At 39.5% G+C, this 18,754-nt stretch carries 13 protein-coding genes; 5 read left to right on the forward strand and 8 right to left on the reverse strand.

Translation table 11 applies throughout. The annotated features are described in order from the left end of the window. Positions 1-38: 38 nt before the first annotated feature. From HQK88_12925 to HQK88_12945, 5 genes are all read right to left on the reverse strand, one after another. Entirely contained in the window at positions 39-2,939 is a 2,901-nt protein-coding gene (locus tag HQK88_12925; protein ID MBF0617705.1) for a hsp70 family protein, read from the reverse strand. A 44-nt stretch (positions 2,940-2,983) separates the two neighbouring features. Further along, positions 2,984-3,115, reverse strand: coding sequence for a DUF86 domain-containing protein (locus HQK88_12930; GenBank protein ID MBF0617706.1), 132 nt, complete (start codon positions 3,113-3,115; stop codon positions 2,984-2,986). Between the two features lie 270 nt (positions 3,116-3,385). Beyond that, positions 3,386-4,567, reverse strand: coding sequence for an MFS transporter (locus HQK88_12935; protein ID MBF0617707.1), 1,182 nt, complete (start codon positions 4,565-4,567; stop codon positions 3,386-3,388). Between the two features lie 37 nt (positions 4,568-4,604). Beyond that, positions 4,605-5,159 carry a hypothetical protein gene (locus HQK88_12940; GenBank protein ID MBF0617708.1) on the reverse strand — a complete coding sequence of 185 codons (555 nt, stop codon included), beginning with the start codon at positions 5,157-5,159 and terminating at the stop codon, positions 4,605-4,607. Positions 5,160-5,181: 22 nt separating this feature from the next. Continuing rightward, the gene (locus HQK88_12945) at positions 5,182-6,174 is read right to left on the reverse strand and encodes a chromate resistance protein (protein MBF0617709.1); all 993 of its coding nucleotides are present in this window, start codon (positions 6,172-6,174) and stop codon (positions 5,182-5,184) included. 104 nt (positions 6,175-6,278) lie between these two features. On the opposite strand from HQK88_12945, the gene HQK88_12950 reads away from it, so the two are divergent. Further along, positions 6,279-6,935, forward strand: coding sequence for a Crp/Fnr family transcriptional regulator (locus HQK88_12950; GenBank protein MBF0617710.1), 657 nt, complete (start codon positions 6,279-6,281; stop codon positions 6,933-6,935). Here the strand turns inward: HQK88_12950 and mutS are convergent. Next, a complete protein-coding gene (gene mutS, locus HQK88_12955) occupies positions 6,928-9,510 on the reverse strand; it encodes a DNA mismatch repair protein MutS (GenBank protein ID MBF0617711.1) in 2,583 nt (860 codons plus the stop codon). The two genes, HQK88_12950 and mutS, sit on opposite strands and share 8 nt — an antisense overlap. A 215-nt stretch (positions 9,511-9,725) precedes the next feature. On the opposite strand from mutS, the gene HQK88_12960 reads away from it, so the two are divergent. The 3 genes from HQK88_12960 to HQK88_12970 are packed head-to-tail and all read left to right on the forward strand — an operon-like array spanning position 9,726 to position 16,583. Next, positions 9,726-12,077, forward strand: coding sequence for a hypothetical protein (locus HQK88_12960; protein ID MBF0617712.1), 2,352 nt, complete (start codon positions 9,726-9,728; stop codon positions 12,075-12,077). A 12-nt stretch (positions 12,078-12,089) separates the two neighbouring features. Next, complete coding sequence (locus tag HQK88_12965) at positions 12,090-13,103, forward strand: MoxR family ATPase (GenBank protein ID MBF0617713.1); 1,014 nt, start codon at positions 12,090-12,092, stop codon at positions 13,101-13,103. Positions 13,104-13,142: 39 nt separating this feature from the next. Continuing rightward, positions 13,143-16,583: a TIR domain-containing protein gene (locus HQK88_12970; protein MBF0617714.1), complete on the forward strand. Its 3,441-nt coding sequence runs from the start codon at positions 13,143-13,145 to the stop codon at positions 16,581-16,583. Positions 16,584-16,647: 64 nt separating this feature from the next. On the opposite strand, the gene arsB is transcribed toward HQK88_12970, so the two are convergent. Beyond that, positions 16,648-17,709, reverse strand: a complete 1,062-nt coding sequence (gene arsB / locus HQK88_12975; protein MBF0617715.1) for an ACR3 family arsenite efflux transporter — start codon at positions 17,707-17,709, stop codon at positions 16,648-16,650. A gap of 1 nt (position 17,710) precedes the next feature. After that, on the reverse strand, positions 17,711-18,145 hold the full coding sequence (locus HQK88_12980; GenBank protein ID MBF0617716.1) for an arsenate reductase ArsC: 435 nt from the start codon (positions 18,143-18,145) through the stop codon (positions 17,711-17,713). A gap of 120 nt (positions 18,146-18,265) precedes the next feature. On the opposite strand from HQK88_12980, the gene HQK88_12985 reads away from it, so the two are divergent. Next, positions 18,266-18,568 (forward strand): winged helix-turn-helix transcriptional regulator, encoded by a 303-nt coding sequence (locus HQK88_12985; protein ID MBF0617717.1) that lies wholly within the window; start codon positions 18,266-18,268, stop codon positions 18,566-18,568. Positions 18,569-18,754 lie beyond the last annotated feature (186 nt).

The raw sequence follows: 18,754 nt of genomic DNA on the forward strand, positions 1-18,754 counted from the left end.
GTCAACTACTTTTTTTAATTTTGTTTTTAACGATAAAATCATTTAATCTTTTTTCCCTTGTCTATTATTAAACCAACAGGGAGAGTATCGCCAAAGACTTCCCTTTCCTCTTCAAAACTAACAGGCAGCGCCTCTGACAGCCGTTTAATGTAACGCTCTCCGGCTCCGGCAGTGACTTTTTGTATCCACCTTGCAGCCTCCTCTCTAAGCGTATCCTCTGTGTCGCCTGCCCTGTCGCCGGTTTTTCTTGCCAACTGAGATATTGCGTAAGCGGCATCGGCTGGATGTGTCCACTTTAAAGCCATTATCTCTCGTATCCATTTTTCTGCCGCTGCTTTTGGTATTACCTTTTCCACCGGGCCATAAAATGGCACACGGCCTCCAAGCCGAGACAGTGCCCACATTAGTTTAGCCGTGTTTTTATCACCAAACTTCTTAATCTGCCGCAGCAACTCATCCCCAAGCTCTACCTTTACACTGCTCCCCAACCGCTCAACACTTGCAGTAAGCATCCAGATCTCCAGAATCTCCGGGATTTGAAGCCGTGAAGTGTCTTTCTTTTTTTTGCCTGGCAGGAGATGCTGTGCTGCCTTTTTAAAAATTATATCCTGATGTTGTTCACTTAAGCCGCCAGCAACCCGCCTCCACATAATCCACCACTCTAAAGAGCACCCGCCGTCGCGATAAAACTTAACTCCCTCCGAAAATATTTTCCATAGCTCTTTTATTCGCTCTGTATCAAGAAAGTAGCCAAATCCAGGTCTTAGTAGAAATCCAGCCATGTTTAGCCATCTGGCCTCATGTACCGGCGTTGTCAGTCTTCGTTGTTTAAGTTCCATCAAAGTATCCCAGAGTTTACGGATAACCGGCAGCGGCCAATTATCTTTTTCCACTCCGAGGATTTCCGTTATAGTCTTTGTTAAAGCACCAAGTGCCTGTTCATTGCCCCACAGTGCAGCTCTTATTGCCTCACATGCCTGCTCTGTGGTTTGCTGATCAAGCGTGCGGGTGTCTGTCAGTGCAGAGGTGGTGGTGGATTCCTCTGATGTGTCATCTGCCGCAGCATCCCTTAACTGAAAGGAAAGTCTCCAGCGGTGCGGCGTTGTTTTTGATTCGCACCATATATCCAGTGTTCCGTACTCATTGAGTTTTATGCTAAGTGTTACAGGAAGGTGCGCACTGCCTGTTTTTTTACCAAACTGCAGAATTGTTCTAACTGGAGGAAGTTTAAAAAAGAAATCCTGTTCAGCGGTAACTATATCGCCGGGTTTATCCCCTACCCGGTAGCTTGAGCTATACATGTTAAAAGAGGCCGGAGTGTTTGCCATAACCTGAAATTCCGGCTCCGATAGAGTAATCTCAGAGTCCGGCTCTGCCCCTCGCGGCAGTATGCAGACGGAGGTAAGTGGTGATTTCAGCTCAGATGGCTCTGTGCTTAGGTGTGCAACCTCTATGTAGTAGGATTTCCCGGTGCCTCCGGTAATTCGCACGCCCTCCCCTCTTAGTACAAGTCCGTAATAAGCCGCACCAAGGGCTACCGCGTGATCAAGTTTGTCATTTTCCAGTTCCTTTACGTTAAAGTCCGGTTGTGCGGAAAACCAGTGGTTAATCATATCCAGTGATGCTTTGCGTAATGAGGACGATTTAAACACGCCGCCGTTAAAAAGTACTGCATCAGGGCGCACCGCTCTAACGCCGCCAGTGTCAGCAGTTTTCACCCACGGAGCTAAAAACGGATTTGCAGCATGTCGCCTCAAAAAAGCAGACAGATGCTTAAATACTGCTGTCTCTGACACATAGGGTAGTCCCAATTCCTGAAAACCCAACCGGCGTTCGGTGACATCCTCATCTATTCCAATTTGTTTAAAAAACCCGTTAAGCACTATGTTTTTAGCTGCAGCGGCAGTTATCACGCCTTTAACAGAGCCTCCTATTACGCTTCTGCCTGTGCCAAGGAACGTGACCTCAACCTCGTTAACGCTCTGCTCAGCAAGAAGAGTCTCTTTAGCCTTACGGCACTGATGGGTAAGCGATGTCCAGCCTGCAATACCCATCTTTTGGCCTGCGCCAAAGATACTTTCCTCAACCTCTCTGGCAAGCGCCAGATCCATGTTATCGCCGCCAAGCATCAGGTGATCTCCAACCGCTACACGTTTAAATTCCGGCCTGCCGCCTCTTTCTTCAACCGTAATAAGGTTAAAATCCGTAGTGCCGCCTCCCATATCAAAAACGAGGACGAGCATGTTTTCCTTTATAATGTCGCCAAGGTGAGCTTCATTTTGAGAAATCCAGTTATAAAAAGCCGCCTGCGGTTCTTCAAGCATAGTCAGGTTTTTAAATCCAGCAAGCTCAGCGGCTTTAAAGGTAAGCTCCCGTGCAGTTTCATCAAAAGATGCCGGGATGGTGACAACCACCTGCTCATCCTCAAGGGGATGGTATTTACCGCGCATCCCGCCGCCCTCAGAGTTCCATGCGTTAATTATATGCTTAAGATATGCGGCTGAGGCGCTTACCGGGGAGAGTTTCCCTGCAGTGTCTTCACGGCCCCAGGGCAAGATCGGTGCGTTTCTGTCCACACGGCTATAGCAAAGCCACGATTTGGCTGAGTACACAAGATTAGACGGTTTTTTCCCGCCAATAATACGGGCATATTCACCAGTTATAACTTTTTCAGAGCCACTTTGCCACGGCAGTCCGCCAGCAGCAATCTCAGCATCATAGGCTCCAGGGATATACAAAAAAGACGGCAAGGTGGAAATCTTACCCACCACACCTTCATCAACAAACTGTGGAATATCAAATACCACAGGTGCGTTTTTTAAGTCATGAGCTTTCTTCTTGTTTTTGTTGGATGACGACTCTTCTGAATCAATGTAAGAAACTGCCGAATTAGTTGTCCCTAAATCTATACCAACTATGAAACGTGTTTTTTTATTCATTTCTTATCCATATGCGATTTTCTCCAACGGGTGTTGTCTTAGTTTTACAGTAAATCATCAATAATCTGTTTGATAGTTTTTATGAGAACTGGGATATCGTTACGGCATGCAGCAAAAACAGCCTCATCACTGATGTCAAAATACTGGTGTGCAATAACAAGGGGTCTGTCATACATAAATTGTATCTTTGTCTATTCTTTCTTTCAGCAAAGTGTTCATTTTCTCTCTATAGTGCACAATATCAACATGTTTGTTGATAAGCTCCTCTATTTCCATCACATTATCATTTTAACAATTGAAGTTACTGGAAAGTCAAGGTAGTCCCCAGGAAGAAACCCTTGGCCGCCCAATCGCTAATACCAAAACTGGAGGTTACGGGGAATCATTCCCCGTGCAGAAGAGGGTTTAAGGGAGAGGGCAGCGCCCTTTCCCTTACCTACCTTCCCTTATCCCTTATCATTTCTGACATTAAGTAAAAACACGGGGATTGCTACAATTATAAGAGACGCCATAATCCAGAAGGAGTGCAGGTAGCCTAATCTTGCAATCAGCACACCGGCCAGTATTGGGCCTGAGGCATGACCGATGTCAAATATAGTTCCAAATGTTCCCATGGCGGCGCCAAAGTGTTTTTCTTTGCATATATCGGCAACAAGTGCAGCCGAGGACGACGTTACAAGGGCCTCCCCAAAGCCAAACACCAGAGCACAGCATATCAGCAGGTAGAAACTCTTAAATAGCGGAAACATTGCAAAGGAAACGGCACAGAGGAGTAATCCAGCGGCAATTATGGGAGTTCTGCCGTACTTATCTGAGGTTTTACCCATGACCGGTTTTGACAGTATTGTGACAAGCACTTGCACTCCCCACAGAAGCCCTGCCTGAAGCTCATTAAGGAGCGCTACTTTTACGGCATAAATAGGCAGGAATGCCTCCAGCGCTCCCATAGACATATTCTGAATGCCCTCCATGCCTGAGGTTATGACCACCCTCTTGTCGCTTATTACCTCTTTAATGCCTGAGGCAAATTTTTTGTAAGCAGCTTTCAGTCCGGCTTTTTCCTGTCCGACCGGCTTGTCATCTTTGAGCATTTTTATGCCAAAAAGCAGAGACATTATTCCTGTTATGCCGCTAAGAAGATATGCCCTTTGGAAATCAACAAATGTTGGATCGCCGTGAGCCAGAGTGTGAAGAATAAATCCTCCTACAGGAGCTCCAAGAAGATTACCGATAATTGTTACCGATGAAAACCATGACAGCACCTCGCCCTTTTTACTGCCTGCCTCATCAGCCACAACCGCCATAGCCACAGGTCCGTATATGGCCGTTGCAAGGCCATGAATGAACCTTATAATCACAAGCAGGTTGTAGTCCTTTACAAACAGGTACATAAATGGCATAACTGCAAAGACAACGAGACCGGCAAAGAGGGTTTTCCGTCGGCCTATTACGTCAGATAAAGCGCCTGAGGGCATTTTAAAAAATATACCAGTTACGGTTGAAATCCCTACTACAAAACCAATTGCCTCAGGGCCTGCCCCAAGATAGAGGGCAAAAAGCGGCAACACAGGGGACCTTGCCAGCGCATAGGAAAATCTGGCAAGAAAACCGACCAAATATATAGGCATAAAGTTGGGTTTAGAGTCAGTCATTTTTCAAGTATCCTTAGTGCTTTATCGGAGTTTGTCTGTCAAAGTAAATACTTTTGCCGGATATACTTATAGGAACTCCCATGACTACCTCTGCCTTAATAAACCCAAGCGCCTTGGCAGCAGCTCCCACCCTCTGCTGCACGCGGTTATCCACGTTAAGCGTGCTTGCCGTCTTTGCCGCCGATGACAGTGCTACACCGATGTCCATCATTCTCATTATGCAGTGAGGGCCTGAGTATCCCATCTCTTTTTCTTTCAGCTGTTTGTACTTGCTAAATTCTGCACACGTTGAGTAACCGCATCCGCCGCAATCATAACCGGCAGTGACTGCCGACTTTAACCCGATAAGTACGAGTGCTCCGGAGTTTTCAATGTTAGAAGCATCCCTTAGCCAATACGCCTCATTTGTGCTCTTAGGAGCATACTCTTTCATAGCATCGGCGATTTGCAGCAAATCGCTGCCATCGGTGATAACCACTATTTCCATAAAATCCTTGCCCCCGGCTTTAGGCGCCGTCCTTGCCGATACCGCCATTAATCCCGCTACCAAATCTGTCATTTCTTTCATATGGTTACTCTCCTTAATGCAATTATTTTTTTGACTCATACAGAAAATTAAAAATCTCTGTGGCCTTACTGACAATATCCATATCGCTTTTAATGCGACTTCTCATACCGTTTAGTATTTTCTCGACTCCGGCAGTCTCAACACTCCGGTACTTACCATCTTTCATATCAATTTCATGAATGATTTCGGCTATATGCTTTACAACACCGTCTTTTATACCAAACGATTTAACTAAGACCTCAAACGTGCAATCATCCCCGATATGAGTAAACTCCCCGCCAACCACATCAAAATAGACATTATTAGAAGAGGAGGATAAGTCCATCTCACTTTCCTCCTCAAATGCAATAACAGCATCCTTGTCAATGAATCTCCTGATAAGCCAAATTGAAGACAGTCTGTCAATATAGGGTCTTTTTCTTGTCACCCAGCGCTTACCACAGTAATCCCCGATTTTTCGCAACACTATTTTTTTCGTTTTTTCTACTGATGCGGGGTTCAAATGAAAAACAACAGCCTCTTTGAGTTCATTCAATCTTGCCTCTATAGTCTTTTTTTCGCAGAGAGAGAAAAAATCTATCTTTTTTACTTCCTCGTACTCGTTTGTTAACTTGTTTAAGCGCTCATATATTTTATGAAAACTATTAATACCAGCTGGGTTTGAGGACATCTTAGCATTAACAAAGTTTCTGTCAGTTTCTTCGAGATATTTTTCTATTTTCTCATAGTCGCCCTCTCTTGCCGTATTAAACAACGCAATAACCTCGCCATCTTTGATATTTTCAAATTTTTCAACCGCTACGAAACCGCTGTCACCGCCGATAGAGTCCACCTCGCTTAGCAACCACTGAAAAAATTCATAATGCTCTTCACTGTAGGGAAGTACATAGACAGAATGCTTAAATTGAATAGCGCCAGCCTTAGCAAGCCGCCTCCAAATCTTAACCCTGTTATTAACAGGAGATGCCGACACCGTGTAAAAAAATAAAAGCCAGCTTCTTTTGTTTTGTAACATGTGTTAATTGTATAACATATGTTTCATTTTGTCAAGGAAATTTTTTGAAGATGGCAATTCATATCGAACCACAAAATTTTTCACCAAAGATGCTATAATAGCAAATGGAATTAAACGAAATACCAATATTTGAAGGCTTAACAAATAGTGAATTAAAAGAAATAGAGCCATATATTCAATTTGTCTCCTTTAAGAAGAAAGAAGCGGTTTTTAATGAAGGTGACAGGTCTGACTGGTTTTACATTGTGGCTGCAGGTAAGGTTAAAATTACCAAATTGTCTCAGGATGGCAAAGAGTTGATTATTGAGTTAGTACAAGCTGGGGAGCTTTTTGGAGCGCTGGCAGTTTTCGGGGGTTTTCCATATCCGGCTAATGCGATAGCCATGGAAAACGTCAAAGTAGTAAGGATTTTACGTAAGAACCTGCTTAGAATTCTTGACAGGTTTCCAATCGTTATGTTTAAAATCACTTCTATCATGGGAGATCGTATGAAAAACTCCCACGATACACTAAAAAACATAGCTCTTGAACGAGTGGAATCACGCATCGCCTCTTTGCTTTTGAAGCTTTCAGATAAATCCTCAACCCCCGGGCAAATTGATATTAAATTAACCAAACAGGATATTGCCGATATGGTTGGGACAACTGTAGAAACCTCGATAAGAACCTTAAGTAAATTTAAAAAAGAAGGACTTATTACTGACAAAAAAGGGCTTCACGTTATTACTGATAAAGAAGGCCTTGCGCTATACGCTAATTAGCGGCTAGTTTTTTTAGTTCGGAAAGTGCGTTTAGTGCCTCATCGGGGGTTAATTTCTTTATGTCAAGGTTAATTAGAGAAAGCACGGCAGGGTGGATTTGTGATGAGAATAGATCAAGCTGAACCGCTGTTTTTCCCTTCCTTTTAATTAAATAGACCTGGGCCTCAACTTCTTGAACCTCTTTTTTCTCAAGCTCCAACAAAATATCCTTTGCGCGGGCTACAATGCTGTCAGGGAGTCCGGCAAGTCTGGCCACTTGTATCCCATAGCTTTTATCGGCGGCGCCTTTTATGATTTTCCGAAGAAAAATGATCTCATCTCCCCACTCCTTTACTGACACGTTATAGTTTTTCACCCCTTGTGTTGTGACTACCAAATCTGTCAATTCGTTATAGTGCGTGGCAAAGAGCGTGCGTGCCCCAATTGTGGTTACTATGTGTTCGGCTACAGCCCATGCTATGCTAATACCGTCAAATGTGCTTGTGCCTCTTCCAACCTCATCAAGTATAATTAAACTCTTCTTAGTTGCGTTATTTACAATGTTTGAGGTCTCTATCATCTCAACCATAAACGTGCTCTGACCTTTAGCAAGAAAATCCGAGGCTCCGATTCTTGTAAAAATCCTGTCTGAGACCCCAATCTTTGCCGAATCTGCCGGCACAAAGGAACCCATCTGAGCCATAAGGATTATCAGAGCGTTTTGTCTCATGTAGGTTGACTTACCTGCCATATTGGGCCCTGTGATGATTAACATCCTGTTGTCTTCTGTATCCAGCACACAGTCGTTGGGAATAAATTTATCAACAGATGCGGTCTTCTCTATTACCGGATGCCGTCCTCCTTTTATATATATATCTCCACCGTTATGAACCTCAGGTTTTACATATTTTTTAACCTTAGCAGTCTCTGCAAGTGACTGCAGGTAATCTATAACTGCTATAGCGTTAGCCGCAGCTTTCAGACCTCCGGCATAGAGTTCCACCTTTTCAACGACTGCTCTGAAATAATCATATTCAAGCGCTTTTAACTTCTCCTCGGCCCCGACTATCTTATTTTCATACTCTTTCAACTCAGGGGTTATAAACCGCTCGGCATTTACAAGGGTCTGCTTTCTGATAAAATGCGGAGGCACAAGATGAAGATAACTCTTTGTTACCTCTATATAATAGCCAAATATTTTATTGTAGCTAACCTTAAGATTATTAATGCCTGATGAGGAGCGCTCTTTAATCTCAAGTTCAGAGAGAAATGTCTTTCCCTTTGTTGCAATCTCCCTTAAATAGTCTATGTCTTTAGAACATCCGTCTTTAATTATCCACCCGTCTCTTACAGTGGCTGGCGGTGAGTCTGTTATCGAGCTTTCAATTACTTCAATTAAAGACGTAAAGTCGGCAATATTGCTGGCAAGCTCTCTAAGATAGCCATCAGGCTGATTCTGTAACAATTCCTTTATATCAGGCATAGCCTCAACAGAGCTTTTAATGGCAATTAAGTCACGGGCATTGGCACTGCCTTTAATGAGCTTTATCGTGATTCGTTCTATATCCTGGATGGATTTAAGTTTAGCTCTTAAGTTTTCTCTAAGAGTAAAGTCAGACACCAGAGTGCCGACAGCATCGAGTCTTTTGTTTATTTCAGAAGTTTCAATAAGCGGCCTCAGTAGTGCGTCTCTTAGAAATCTCGTTCCCATAGGAGTCATATTGCTCTCAAGTATGGCAAGCAGGGTGTCATTTTTAGTTGAATCCTTAAGATTACCGACAAGCTCAAGGTTCCTTATGGTCACAGCATCAATAAACATAAAAGAGGACATGTTTAGAGTTTTAATTTTAGTGAATTGTACGTTTGACCTCTGAGTATCGGTTAGATATGAAATCAGGCCTCCGGCTGCAGAAATTGCCCCATTCATTCCCTCACAGCCGTACCCCTCAAGGGTTGATACCTTAAAGTGTTCAAGGAGCAGTTTGTAAGCCTCCATAAAGTCAAAAGGTAAATCGCTGTAGTATGAGACATAGAAATCTTTTAAAATTGTGCTGTAGTGGATGTCATCCCGGAGAGATTCCGGACAGATGATTTCTCTTGCGGCAAATCTGTGGATTTCGTCAGCCAGATTTTCCTTTGTCTCATAGACCATAAACTCGCCGGTGGATATATCGGACACGGCTATGCCGTGGAGGTCATTAAGGGGATAAAACGAGAAAATATAGGTGTTTTCCCCGGGATTTTCCGGCTCGTATGTGCCAGGAGTAACAAGGCGGACAATTTCACGCTTAAAGATTCCCTTTGGCGACTCTGTATCCTCAACCTGCTCACAAACAGCTACTTTATGCCCTGCCTCGATAAGTTTTTTAAGATACGCATCGGCTGCAAAATAAGGAATCCCGCACATCGGCAGTGTGTCCTTCTTTCCCTTGTTTCTGGCAGTCAGGGCAATCTGAAGAACCTTAGAGGCTACGATTGCATCCTCGCCAAACATCTCGTAGAAATCCCCAAAGCGAAAAAACAGTATTGCATCCTCATAGACCTTCTTTAAGTCAAAATACTGTTTCATCACCGGAGTGAGTTCCTGAAATTCCATTACATTGTATTTAAAAATATTTTTACTCAAAAAAGAAAGAGGGCGGGTGGTTTCAGTGTTTTGTAACCCAGTGTTGACATTATTTTGTTTATATCTATAAAATATTCCATGTGGTATATGAGCATAGTATCATGTAATAATACTTAACAGAAACATCCTGAAAGGACTGAAATCTAAGCATAGGCAGTATAAATTCAAGTTTTAACGGAGGCGAAGTGAGCAACGATAATGCTGTTATTGATTTTGGAATTATAACAGCCATAACTGAGGAATTTGCTGCAGTCAAATGTATGCTTGATAATGGAGAAGATTATTCTAAACGCACTGAATTCGTAAAAAATGACCCGAATGATTATTTTATAGGTACGGTTAATGCTCTCGATGGATCAGGAAAGCACAATGTTATAGTTACACTATTACCAGATCCTGGGAATAATATATCGGCAGAAGCAGTTACTAATTTATTAAGAAGTTTTCCTGATATAAAAGAGGTTTTAATGGTTGGGATTGCAGGGGGAGTTCCTAAACCAAAAAATATTAGTAAGCATGTACGCCTCGGTGATATAGTTGTGTCAAATAAATACGGAATAATTCAGTATGATAATATCATGGAGGAATTTAGCAAAATAGTTATTCGTGATAAATCTTCACGCCCCTCCGCAGCTATGATAAATAAAGTAAATAAATTAGAATCAGAAAGGATTGCAGGAAAATACCCTTGGGAAAAATACATTGAACGTGCAGCACATTTGGAAAATGCTGAAAGACCAAATGATGATAAAGATATTCTATATCTTTGGCAGCAACAAGGTGATAAGTTGGTAATAGATTCGCAAGTGGAACATCCGATAGATAATAATCGGGCTAAAAGAATGGGACAACCTAAAATACATTATGGGAAAATAGGGGCAGCTAATACTCTTTTAAAAAACCCGTTTATGAGAGATGAACTGGGAGACCAACATGATGTTAAAGCTATAGAAATGGAGGCTTCTGGTATAGCTGATGGTACATGGAAATTTGCTAAGAGCTATATTATAATCCGTGGTATATGTGATTATTGTGATGAGGGAAAAAACGATATATGGCATCAATATGCAGCTATTGTGGCCGCTGCATATGCTCGTTGTTTGATTGAATCGTGTTCATGTTCTGGTACATCATCTGAAAAACCTAATGGTTCTGTAACAAATATTGCAGGTAAAGATGAATTAAAAAAACAGTTATTAACGTGCGGGACAAAGATGATGGACGATACGATATTCATCAATGTTTTTAGAGAGATAGACAGTGCCAAAGATATATCAATAGCGTTAAATAAAGCATTTGATTACTACTGTAGAAATATGCTACTAAAAATTGGTAATCTTGAAGGTACCTCTCTGTACGAACAACTTGCAAAGGTAACGCTTATTTTGAATGACATAGATATTGATATATGTACGCGCGCTTATAACATAGTTGCTGACAAATATCCCCATAAAGACTTTACAAACCTGCTATGTGCTATATTTAGACTCCTTAAATTACCTCCTAACATAGAGAATGAACTCCCTTTTATTATCTTTATAGAAAAAGTTATTTACATTATGAAAAATGAAAATATAACTAATGGTTCATACAACAAATTAAAAGAATGGTTTGAATCCTTTTGCAAGAAGTTTGATGAAAAAACCTGTGCTGCTGACTCGGTGACTTTAAGTAGAAACAGGGTTGTTCATCTTCTTATACAAATAAGGCCACAGTTTCCTAATAATATAAAGAATACGTATAGTATTCAGATAAATAAATGGACTAATACTGGAAAGAATAATGTAATACCTAATGAAAATAACGCCAAATATCATGACGTTACATTTGACCAAATACCTAAAATCATTGATGATCTTTTATGTTCAAGTTTTGTAAGCAATATTAACCTTGAAAGGTTAGAGTTTTTTTTACCATCTAATTTAGTTTTCTGGGATGTTGATCAATATAATTTAAAAGAACTCACATTTAGAAAAAAACTTGGACAAAATTATGAAATTGTTATCAGGATTAATCGTTTATTTGTTGATGATGCGTTAAAAAACCCTGCTAAATCATCAGTTTCACGAGATTGGAGAAAGAGATGGGATATTTTGCAAAATCGTATGGGAACATTCGATGAAAAATGTATCAAACATATATGTGATATTAACGGATATTGTGCTGAAAATGTTTTTGATGAAATAGATGATGAAGACATTGGAGATTATATAACATGTCTTGAGATAGCATTTAGACCTAAAACAAAAGAGGACGAAAAAGATTTAGTTAATTTAATCTGGGAAAGTGGTATCCCAGTTGCTGTCTTGCATAGAAAATCGTATAACTCTCTAAATAGCACCCTCGAGTTACCTGAAAACACTAAAATTATTAACAAAGAAACAATCTCTGATCTACCCAATACTGTTCGCAAAATTCGGAGAAAAGCTAAGGGTGAACAACATATAGGAAATCATTTAACTCTTATCTGGGATGATCCATATAAAACAGTAACATTTAATGATGCTGAATCATTGCATTACATAAACAAAACTTAAGAAGGAGGAAATATGGCAAACTGGCATATATATAAGGGTGATAACACACCGCCACATGACGAATTAGATAAGCTCCCATCAGCTCCTAAATGGCGGCAGTTTAATAAAGGTAATCAATCTGGGCATGACAGCGAGACAAAAAAACGCTCTAATGAATACACAAGAGGCGAAAACTTTGTAAGCGAAGAAAATGAGATAGAAATTATAAATGCAGCGCTTTATCTAAGAAGACCTTTATTAGTTAAAGGAACACCAGGTATTGGCAAATCTACAATTGCCTTCTCCGTTGCCCATGAACTTAAACTTGGAAAAGTTTTGTACTGGCCGATAACAACTCGTACTACTTTAAAAGATGGTCTGTATAATTATGATGCTATAGGCCGTTTGCAGGAATTCCAAATGGCAAAACCAGAAGGTAAGATACCTGACATAGGAAAATACATCCGGCTTGGGCCGTTAGGAACAGCTCTCCTTCCATCAGAGCGTCCGAGAGTTTTACTCATAGATGAAATTGATAAATGTGATATTGATCTGCCAAACGACCTCTTATGTGTATTTGAGGAGGGTAGATTTGAAATACCTGAATTATCACGTTTAGCAGTTAAGGACTCAGATGATAATACCGAAGACACAGATGATAATATAAAGTATGTGTTTCCTCATGATAGTAAAAAAAGAGTGCCTATTGAGGGAGGTCACGTTATTTGTAATGCTTTTCCATTTGTAGTGCTTACCAGTAATGCTGAAAGAGAACTGCCTGCTCCATTTCTGAGGCGTTGCCTGAGGCTCGATATAAAGGAGCCTGAAAGTGATAAATTAAGTAAAATCGTCTCCTCCCATTTTTCTGATATAGATATAGAAGCAAAAAATAAACTGATAGAAACCTTTGTAACAAAGCGTAAAGACGGTGACCTGGCTACAGATCAACTCCTTAATGCCCTTTATCTCACAACTAAAGGAATTGATCTGTTTGATGGCAAAGATGACCTGATTAATGCCGTCTTAAGAAATTTAAACACAACATAAAAAAATGTTGCCTATTTACCATAATAAGATGAGAGCCTAATGCTTATACAATTTATAGAAACACTTAGGAATGTGGGCTTTAACCTTACATCTACGGAGATAGCGGATATTTTGTGGTTTGCTGATTGTATTGATAAGCCTCAAGAACAAGAGCCTGAGAGACCTGTTGCAGAACCGGAGAGTGAAAATAACGGCATTGCTATAGCACAAAAACACGAGAGAACTGAGAATATGCTAAAGGCCAGTGTAAAATTAAAAAAACCACAAACACCGCTTGATTTAAAGCCAATTAAAACCGATACAACCCCTGACACTAACGTGAGCACTGAACCTGTAAAAAACCATGCCACAGCACCACTTCATAATAAACTTGAAATCAGCAGGGCATTAAGACCTCTTAAGAAAACATTTCCGTCTAATCATAGATTTATAATAGATGAGAATGAAACAGCTAACTTCATTGCAGAATCCGGTATATATGTACCAGTTCTGAGACCTGAGCAAATCCGATGGTTCGATGTTGCAATAGTTGTTGACGAATCTTTCTCTATGTCCGTATGGCAGGATACAATTAATGATTTTAAACTTTTATTACAAAGACATGGTGCATTTCGAAATGTTAAAATTTTTGGTTTTACATATGACAAAGCTAAAGACAAAAGTATTCGATTCTATGCAGGCACAGGAATTTTGGCATCACGGAAAAAACTAAACCCTAAGGAGCTGATTAACCCTTCAGGCAGGTCATTACTAATCGTGATAAGCGACTGCGTATCACTGGCGTGGTATGATGGTAAGGTTTCTCATATGATGTTTGAATGGGGAAAGACAAGCATAGTTACATTGCTCCAGGTACTGCCTCACTGGTATTGGAGACACACTGCAATTGATATGGGAAAACCAAGACAATTACGGGCTATTAAACCTGGATTAACAAAATCTAAAATAAATGGCAAAGATGCAAGCGTTTCTGAAATTCCTATTGTCACTTTCGATGCTGTTTCTTTGAGATTATGGGCACAATTAATTACTAATAATACTACTGAGTGGACACCAGGAGTTGTTTTCTTACATAAAGACAGCAAAAGAGAATTTAAACCTGTAAGGGATGAAAAAGAGTTATCGGCTTTTCGATTTCTACCTGATAACCCGGAGAAAAAACTCAAAGCCTTTGTTGCTACTGCTTCAGAAAAAGCACAGCGGCTTGCAAGGTATCTTGCTGCAACACCACTAAATCCTTCTACTATGAAATTTATACAGCAAGAAATGTTAACCGATTCAAACCCTGCATATTTAGCAGAGATTCTGATAAGCGGTATAGTCGAGATGTCTGATTATACTGATACTAACGACATACAACTTGATTTTACCGGAAATATCAGAGACCGCCTGATTTCGTGGACTAATATAAGCGACACTGTTACAGTGTTGTCAAAACTCCAAATTTTTGTTGATAAATATACAAATAAATCTCTTGACATAAAGTCTTTAGTAACAAACCCTGAATTAGTTGAGAAAATTGCAATAGATAAAAATAATAAAGTGGCATTTTCTACACGTGTTCTAAAGCGACTAGGTGGTAAATATACAGAACTAGCAACTCGTATCTCTAAATTGATTTATGAAGAAACCCCAAAAGATAATACAAGAAAATTATACGAGGCCAAACTTTTGATTGTGGGACAAGGTGGAGTTGGAAAGACAAGTATTTTAAGAAGATTAACTAACGATACTTTTTCAGATAATCAGGAAACAACTGTAGGAATAGACATAAGACGATTAAATTTGACAAGTAAAGACAATTTAGAATTAAAACTAAATGTATGGGATTTCGGCGGGCAGGCGATATATCACTCAACGCATCAGTTTTTCTTAACCAAACGCTCAGTGTATATGTTAGTGTGGGATGCCGGACAGGAGGCAGTTTTTGGTAGAATTGAGGATTGGCTCAATGAGATTAAAGTCTTTGGCGATGACAGTCCAGTTATTTTGGTTCTTAATAAGTGCGATCAGTATATAGAAGAAATTAATTTTAAAGATTTAAAAACAAGATTTCCCAATATTGATAGTTTTCTTAAAGTAAGCGCTAAAAGTCCTGAAAACGGACCCGATAGCTTTGATAAACTAAAAGCCAATATAGCTGAAATAGCCGCCAAACTACCGCATATGGGTGCTGAGTGGCCGGAGGCATGGTTAAAAATTAGAGAGCATTTAGAAAATGACACAAGAAACTATATAGATTATTCAGAATTTCAGAAGGTTTGCAAAGAAAACGGGATTGGAGAAAAAGAGGAAAAGGTGCTTGATGAATATCTTCATGACTTAGGCGTTTTTTCACATTTTAAAGACGATTTGATATTACACAATACGATAATTATAAAACCATCATGGGCTACAAATGCAGTATATAAACTCATGTCGTCAAGGGCTGTATTGAATAGGAAAGGAATTTTATATGAAAGCGATTTGCCGGATATTTGGAAAGAAACCGATGGTTATCCTCAGTCAAAATATCCAATGCTTCTTAGCTTAATGAAAACTTTTGAGTTGTCATTTCATATGGAAGGAACAACGCACCATGTTATAGCAAATTCTTTAACAAGAGAAAGTGTTGATTTTGACTGGGACCCAGATGATAGCACAAGAGTTTTTTACAAATATGAGTTTCTGCCAAAAAGCATCATACCAAGGTTTATTGTAAGAGTACATGAATTGATTAAGAGAGATACAGAAGGCAATTACTTGTGCTGGAGAGATGGAGCAATATTAGAGAAAATTTCAGACGGTGTCAGAAGACACACATATGTAAAAGCCGATACTTACGGTAAAAAAATAGAAATAATAGTTAGCGGTGATAGCAGGCGTGAATTTTTTGCTATTATAAGAAACAACTTTGATAGTATCCATAATAAAATGAAAGGAATTAAATCTGACTTAACAATAGCATGTAACTGTGAAGAGGGTTGTACATCTACGTATAGTTATGATTTTATTCTTAGAATGGAAAAGGAGGGAAAATCTGAAGTTCAATGTTATAAATCGGCTCATAGTGTACCAATAAAAAGTCTTTGGGGGCATAGATTTGACGTGTTCATCAGCCACGCTTCATCTGACAACGATTTCATTGTCAACAATATATTACCTGATTTCAAAAGAAGAGGAATAACCTATTGGATGGATATTGAGCTGGGAGCTTCTGCCTCTCCAGTCATAGAAGAAATAAAGAAGGGATTACAAAATAGTAAACACATTCTTGTCTGCCTAAGTAAAAATACTGGAAAATCTGAATGGGTACAAACTGAATATGGTTCAATTTTGAATAAGATGCTTGCTAAAAAAACTAATAAAAAAGTTATACCATTTAAAATAGATAATATTGAAAACAGTGAAATTCCACATTTACTTCTTAACATCCAAATTGCAGATTATTCAGATAAAAAGTCATACAACGACTTACTGGATTTTCTATCAAAAGCATAGCTGTTGTGATTAGCAATAAAGCTTTCCACCTCATAGCAATGATGTATTATAAATGGGTCTGCGTTTACCGCTGGTTTAATTCAACAACACCAAAATACTTCCCTTTGAAATACAGTGCAACCTTTACAAGAGAAATTAACACAGGCACCTCGGCAAGCGGCCCGATAACTGCAGCAAAGGCCGCCCCTGAGTCTATTCCAAAAAGCGCTATTGTTACCGCTATTGCCAGTTCAAAGTTGTTGCTTGCTGCCGTAAAGGACAATGTTGTAGTTTTTTCATAGTCAAACTTAAACCGCCAGCCCAAGTAAAAAGATACTAAAAACATGATAACAAAATAAATCACAAGAGGAACAAATATTCTTACAACATCAAAAGGCAATTGCACTATATACCGTCCTTTCAACGTAAACATGACAACCACAGTAAAAAGAAGAGCTATTAAAGTAATAGGGCTTATTGTTGGGGTAAATACATTTTCAAACCAGTACACCCCTTTTTTTCTGATTATAATAAACCTGCTTAAAATACCCGCAATAAAAGGGATTCCCAAATAAATGAACACACTTTTTGATATTTGTACAATTGTGATAGAAACCACTGTTCCCTTTAGTCCAAATAATGGAAGCAAAAATGTTATAAAAAAATACCCATACATTGAGTAAAATATTAGTTGGAAAAAAGAATTAAACGCTACCAATCCGGCAGCGTATTCCCTGTTACCCTCTGCCAGATCGTTCCACACCACAACCATCGCGATACACCGTGCAACCCCTGTAAGAATCAACCCATACATGTACTGCGGATGGTCTCTTAAAAACACTATGGCAAGAAAAAACATCAGAAAAGGACCTATAAGCCAGTTCTGTAAAAGAGAAAACGCAAGAATCTTCTTGTTTTTAAAAACCTCGTGGAGTTTTTCATATTTAACCTTCGCTAGTGGCGGATACATCATAAGAATCAGCCCTATAGCAATAGGCACATTTGTGGTATCCACCTGAAACATATTTAAAAAATCCTTAGTCTGCGGAACAAAATATCCAATACCAATCCCCACAAACATCGCACTAAATATCCACAACGTGAGAAATCTGTCAATAAAGGATAATTTTTTGGAGTTAGTCGCCATTTTATTCTCCCTCTATCTCCTTAATCCAGCTCTGAATTTTTGCCTTAATTTCTTCTTTAATAACCCTTGTTTTAGCTATTTTTTCCTCCTCTGTTCCCTCAAGTGAGGATGGATCATCAAATCCCCAATGCAGCCTTTTGTTGATTCCGGGAAATATTGGACATTTTTCAGCTTTCGTTGCGTCACAGACCGTTATGACATAATTAAACAGATCGCCGTTTTTAAACATATCAAATACGCCTTTAGTGCTGTTGCCTGATAGGTCAAAGCCATCTTCTTTCATAACCCGTACAACTAATGGGTTTAGCACACCGGGTTCAAGACCAGCGCTCTTTACATCAAATTTTTGCCCTCCGTATTTCTTAAGAAATGCCTCCGCCATCTGGCTTCTGGCGCTGTTATGAACACATACAAACAGAACTTTTATTTTTTCCATTTTAAAACTCCTCCTGTATTTTAGTTACTTTAATATATTATACATTATTAGATATAATATATCAAGATATATAGATGTGACGATATGATTAAATTTGTGTTAAAATAGAATTACAGAATAATGGAAAACTTTATAAAAATCGTATCAGCCGTAAAAGATGAAACACGTGTGATGATACTGCGGTTTCTCTACACGTATGGGGAGACGTGTGTTTGTGAGCTTCAGGCCTCTTTTAATATGATACAATCGCGTCTTTCACGGCATTTATTAATACTAAAAGACGCAGGTTTTTTAAAAGTGCGCCGTGAGGGCCAATGGAGCTACTATTCTATAAATGCCCCTTTGGATGCCTTTAAAGATGCGATAATAAGACAAATCATAAGCCTGAGCGTTTCTATCCCCGAAAAATCAAGCAGGTGTTGAAAGTCAGGTTGTCTTTAACACTCTACAGTTACAGAATAAGGATTTTTTCCGCAGATTGCACAGATTTCCGCAGATTTGTATTTTATTTTTATCTGCGTTCATCTGCGTAATCTGCGGATTAATCTTTTCAAGAGTTCTTTATTTGACAAATAGCCTGTTTTTTGCTAAAATCACTGAATCGGAAAA

The organism is Nitrospirota bacterium (assembly GCA_015233895.1).
Classification (GTDB): domain Bacteria; phylum Nitrospirota; class Thermodesulfovibrionia; order Thermodesulfovibrionales; family Magnetobacteriaceae; genus Magnetomonas.